At 70.5% G+C, this 4894-nt stretch carries 4 protein-coding genes; 3 read left to right on the top strand and 1 reads right to left on the bottom strand.

Annotated elements, in window-relative coordinates; all coding sequences use genetic code 11:
- Positions 1-377: 377 nt before the first annotated feature.
- Together ahcY and CCN33_RS22830 are read left to right on the top strand one after the other, a co-directional pair.
- Positions 378-1835 carry an adenosylhomocysteinase gene (gene ahcY / locus CCN33_RS22835; protein WP_086695394.1) on the top strand — a complete coding sequence of 486 codons (1458 nt, stop codon included), beginning with the start codon at positions 378-380 and terminating at the stop codon, positions 1833-1835.
- Positions 1836-1951: 116 nt separating this feature from the next.
- A complete protein-coding gene (locus CCN33_RS22830) occupies positions 1952-2566 on the top strand; it encodes a hypothetical protein (RefSeq protein ID WP_086695393.1) in 615 nt (204 codons plus the stop codon).
- A 13-nt stretch (positions 2567-2579) separates the two neighbouring features.
- On the opposite strand, the gene CCN33_RS22825 is transcribed toward CCN33_RS22830, so the two are convergent.
- A complete protein-coding gene (locus CCN33_RS22825) occupies positions 2580-3458 on the bottom strand; it encodes an RDD family protein (protein WP_086695392.1) in 879 nt (292 codons plus the stop codon).
- A 141-nt stretch (positions 3459-3599) separates the two neighbouring features.
- Here CCN33_RS22825 and CCN33_RS22820 point away from each other — a divergent pair, with 141 nt between their 5' ends.
- Entirely contained in the window at positions 3600-4607 is a 1008-nt protein-coding gene (locus CCN33_RS22820) for a stage II sporulation protein M (RefSeq protein ID WP_086695391.1), read from the top strand.
- Positions 4608-4894 lie beyond the last annotated feature (287 nt).

Raw genomic sequence — 4894 nt, 5'->3', positions numbered from 1 at the left:
ATGGGTGCGGGACGGGGCATCCGGGCGTGGCGAGGCCCCCCGGTCCCCACCGGCCGCGCCGGGGGCCTCGCCACACCCGGATGCCCCGTCCCGCACCCATCCGTTCGCGCCACATCCGTCACCTGCACGGCACGCGGTGTCCGAACGCGGACTGGGGCGCGCCCCGCCCTCCGGTGTAGCTTGGGACGGAGCCAGACGTCGCTGCTGATGGCGGTCGGGCGGTCCCGGAGCGGACCGGCCGAGGGAGAGAGGGCCTCCGACGGACTGCGCTGCGCGTACGCGGGCATGCCTGTGTCCTCTTCCCGGGGCACCCCTGTGTCCGTCGCCGTGCAGACCAGCCGTACCCACCTCGCCCCGACTTCGAGGAGCAGCCCGCAATGACCACTGTCGACAACCGACAGGACTTCAAGGTCGCCGACCTCTCCCTGGCCGAGTTCGGCCGCAAGGAGATCACCCTCGCCGAGCACGAGATGCCCGGCCTGATGTCGATCCGCAAGGAGTACGCGGAGGCCCAGCCCCTGGCCGGCGCCCGCATCACCGGCTCCCTGCACATGACCGTGCAGACCGCCGTGCTCATCGAGACCCTCGTCGCCCTCGGCGCCGACGTCCGCTGGGCCTCCTGCAACATCTTCTCCACCCAGGACCACGCGGCCGCCGCCATCGCCGTCGGCCCGAACGGCACCCCGGACAACCCGCAGGGCGTCCCCGTCTTCGCCTGGAAGGGCGAGACCCTGGACGAGTACTGGTGGTGCACCGAGCAGGCGCTGACCTGGCCGAACAGCCCCACCGGCGGCCCGAACATGATCCTGGACGACGGCGGCGACGCCACCCTCCTCGTCCACAAGGGCGTCGAGTACGAGAAGGACGGTAAGGTCCCCTCGCCCGACACCGCCGAGTCCGACGAGCACCGCGTCATCCTCGAGCTGCTCAACCGCACGATCACCGACGGCTCCCAGAAGTGGACCCAGCTCGCCTCCGAGATCCGCGGTGTCACCGAGGAGACCACCACCGGCGTCCACCGGCTGTACGAGATGCAGCGCGACGGCGTCCTGCTCTTCCCGGCGATCAACGTGAACGACGCCGTCACCAAGTCGAAGTTCGACAACAAGTACGGCTGCCGCCACTCCCTGGTCGACGGCATCAACCGCGCCACCGACGTCCTCATCGGCGGCAAGACCGCCGTCGTCTGCGGCTACGGCGACGTCGGCAAGGGCTGCGCCGAGTCCCTCCGCGGCCAGGGCGCCCGCGTGATCGTCACCGAGATCGACCCGATCTGCGCGCTCCAGGCGGCCATGGACGGCTACCAGGTCACCACGCTGGACGAGGTCGTCGACAAGGCCGACATCTTCGTCACCACGACCGGCAACAAGGACATCATCATGGCCTCCGACATGGCCAAGATGAAGCACCAGGCCATCGTCGGCAACATCGGCCACTTCGACAACGAGATCGACATGGCCGGCCTCGCCAAGATCCCCGGCATCGTCAAGGACGAGGTCAAGCCGCAGGTCCACACCTGGACCTTCCCCGACGGCAAGAAGATCATCGTCCTGTCCGAGGGCCGCCTGCTGAACCTGGGCAACGCCACCGGCCACCCGTCGTTCGTGATGTCCAACTCCTTCGCGGACCAGACCCTGGCCCAGATCGAGCTGTTCACCAAGCCCGACGAGTACCCGACCGGCGTCTACGTGCTCCCCAAGCACCTGGACGAGAAGGTCGCCCGCCTCCACCTGGACTCGCTGGGCGTCAAGCTCACCCAGCTCCGCCCGGAGCAGGCCGCGTACATCGGTGTCGAGGTCGACGGTCCCTTCAAGTCGGACCACTACCGCTACTGAGCCGCTGATCCCCGCACCACCCGAGGCAGGCCCCCGCACCCCCGTGCCGGGGGCCTGCCCCTTTGCGCCGGACCAGCGGCCCCGGACCGTCAGCCCGCCAGACCCCAGGACCTCCCATGCCGCGCGGCCGATATTCGCTCCACGATCCGCACGATCACACCCCCCTCGCAGAGGAACACTTCCAGTGCGCCCCCGGCCCCTCCGGCTGGCGCTACGTCTCCCAGCTCACCGCCCCCGACGGCGCGCACCGGGGCTCGGTCGACCTCGCCCTGGACGACCTCGGCCGCCCCATTCGCCTCGAACTCCACGCCGGCGGCTGGCAGGTGCGCGGCGCCGCCCTCGACGGCGTCACCTGGGTCCGCACCGACCCGGCCGGGCTGGAGGCGACGGAGGGCAATGTGCCCGCCCACGCCTTCACCGGCACGTCCCCGGCGTTCCTCGTCGCCACCGCACGTCTGCTGCGCCTCACCCCCTCCTCTTCCGCGACCCGCGTACGCCTCGTCGCCCTGACCGACCCGGTCCTCGCCCCCCGCACCGTGGACCAGTCCTGGGCACTGGTCGACAGAGAAGCACACGCCACTGACAACGGCCCCCTGCTCGTGGACGAATACCAGGTCACAGCCCTGGACACGGGGGAAAGGCACACCGTGCACATCGCCGGAGACGTCGTCCTCTCGGCCCCCGGCATCGAGCTGGAGGACCTCCAGACCCCACCGTCGACGTTCCCCTGACCGGCCCGGCCGACTAGGCGGGCGGCGCGAACCCCGTCGACCGGCTCTGCGGGTGTTCCGGCGCCTTCACGTTCTTCTCGCTCACCGGCGCGACGGCCGGGGGAGACACGGAAGTCACCGCGTGGTCCCCACCGCCCTCGTACCGAGGCTGCTGCCGCGCCTGCCGGGACTGTCGCTCATGCACCACGGCCGCCAGGAACACGGCCGGCTGCGCCTGGAGATCCGGCGGCACGGCGGCCCCCGTCCGCGCCGCCACATCGGCGGCCAGCCGCGACGCCATCGACCACGAGACCTGCTGCTGGAGCTGGTGCATCCGCGTCAGATACTGCCGTACGGCCAGCCATAGCCCGTCAGGCACGCCTGACAGATCCAGCTCGGCGAACCGTCCCGCCAACTCCGGCGCCGGCGGCGGCACCACACCGGCCCGGCCCACCGGAATCCGCTCCCGCACCACCAGCGTCCCCGCGAACACGTCCCCGAGACGCCGCCCCCGCTCCGAGACCAGCGAGGCGATGCACGCCACCACCCCGAACGTCATCAGGATCTCGATCATCCCGACGCCACCGCGCACCAGCGCATGCCGGAACCGCACCGGTCCTCCGTCGTCCCGTACCACGCGCAGCCCGAACGCCAGCTTCCCCAGCGACCGCCCATGGCTCAGCGTCTCCACCGCGATCGGCCCGCCGACCAGCACCAGCAGAAAGGCCGCCACCGACATCGCGGCCTGCGCGGCATCGTCCAGCGAAGAGGTGGCCGCCACGAGCCCGATCACCACGGCGATGTAGACGAGCACGGCCACGACCAGATCGATCAGCACGGCCAACGCCCTGCTCGGCAGCTTCGCGGGCCGCAGCTCCAGGGCCACCGCCTCACCGGTCACCAGCTCACTCACGCCCGCCGTCCTTCCCTCGCCCACCCCTGTGGACGCAAGTCTGCCAAGCTGAGGGCGCATCGCATCCCGGTACGACAAGCTGACAGTGTCCCGTTGTCCGGTGGCGGCTGGCCACGACGAGTCGAGGAGCAGGCAGACCCGATGGACCTGGACGTCTTCGTCTCCGCACACCGGGCCGAGTGGGACCGCCTCGACGCCCTGATCCGCCGCCGACGCCGCCTCACCGGCGCGGAGGCCGACGAACTCGTCACCCTCTACCAGCGCACCGCGACCCACCTCTCCCTCATCCGCTCCAGCGCCCCGGACCCCCAGCTCACCGGCCGGCTCAGCCAGCTCGTGGCCCGCGCCCGCAGCGCCGTCACCGGAACCCGCCGCGCCTCCTGGCGCGACGTGACCCGCTTCCTGGGCCGAGGCTTTCCCGCCGCCGTCTACCGTGCCCGCCACTGGTGGGTGCCGACGGCCCTCGTCTCCACCGCCGTGGCGATCCTCCTCGGCTGGTGGATCGGCACCCACCCCGAGGTGCAGGCGTCGATCGCGGCCCCCGGCCACCTCCGCGAACTGACCCGCCCCGGCGGCGGCTACGAGACCTATTACTCCAGCCACCCCGCCGCGTCCTTCGCCGCACAGGTGTGGACGAACAACGCCCAGGCGGCCGCGCTCTGCCTGGTCCTGGGCGTCTTCCTGGGCCTCCCGGTCCTCTGGATCCTGTTCGAGAACATGCTGAACCTGGGAGTCGGCTTCGGCCTGATGTCCTCCGCAGGGCGCCTCGACACCTTCCTCGGCCTCGTCCTCCCGCACGGCCTGCTCGAACTCACCGCGGTCTTCGTGGCCGCCGGCACGGGCATGCGCCTCGGCTGGACCGTGATCGACCCCGGCCCGCGCACCCGCCGCACCGCGCTCGCCGAAGAGGGACGCGCCGCCGTCGGCATGGCCATCGGCCTCGCCCTCGTGCTGTTCGTGTCCGGCGCCATCGAGGGCTTCGTGACCCCCTCCGGCCTGCCCACCTGGGTCCGCATCACCATCGGCGTCCTGGCCGAGCTGGCCTTCCTCACCTACGTCTACGTCCTCGGGGGCCGGGCGGTGCGCGAGGGGGAGACCGGCGATGTCCAGGAGGCCGAACGCAGCTCCACGGTCCCCACCGCCGCCTGATGTGCGCGGGACCCCGTCGAGCTGCTAGTCTCCTCCTCGCCCCACAAAACCTGTTGACACGGGTGGAGCGGGGAGGTAGAGTCGAACAGTTGCCTGGAGCTAGACAAGTTCAAGGCTAACCATTAAGCTTTATCTCGCTTCGTCGGAACATCGCTGAATGTGATTCCCGAGAAGCACCCCCCGATAAATCGGAAATGAAGCCGGTAAGACCGGCCGAAAACGTCTGATAGAGTCGGAACCGCCGGAAAGGGAAACGCGAAAGCGAAGAACTGGAAAGCACCGAGGAA

This window comes from Streptomyces recifensis (genome assembly GCF_002154615.1).
GTDB classification, from domain to species: Bacteria; Actinomycetota; Actinomycetes; order Streptomycetales; family Streptomycetaceae; genus Streptomyces; species Streptomyces griseoluteus.
This window is presented reverse-complemented; position numbering and strand designations above follow the sequence as displayed.

What these genes read in the sequence shown, in the direction of transcription:
- ahcY (WP_086695394.1), top strand. Translation starts at nt 378, where the DNA reads ATGACCACTGTCGACAACCGACAGGACTTCAAGGTCGCCGACCTCTCC.
- CCN33_RS22830 (WP_086695393.1), top strand. Translation starts at nt 1,952, where the DNA reads ATGCCGCGCGGCCGATATTCGCTCCACGATCCGCACGATCACACCCCC.
- CCN33_RS22820 (WP_086695391.1), top strand. Translation starts at nt 3,600, where the DNA reads ATGGACCTGGACGTCTTCGTCTCCGCACACCGGGCCGAGTGGGACCGC.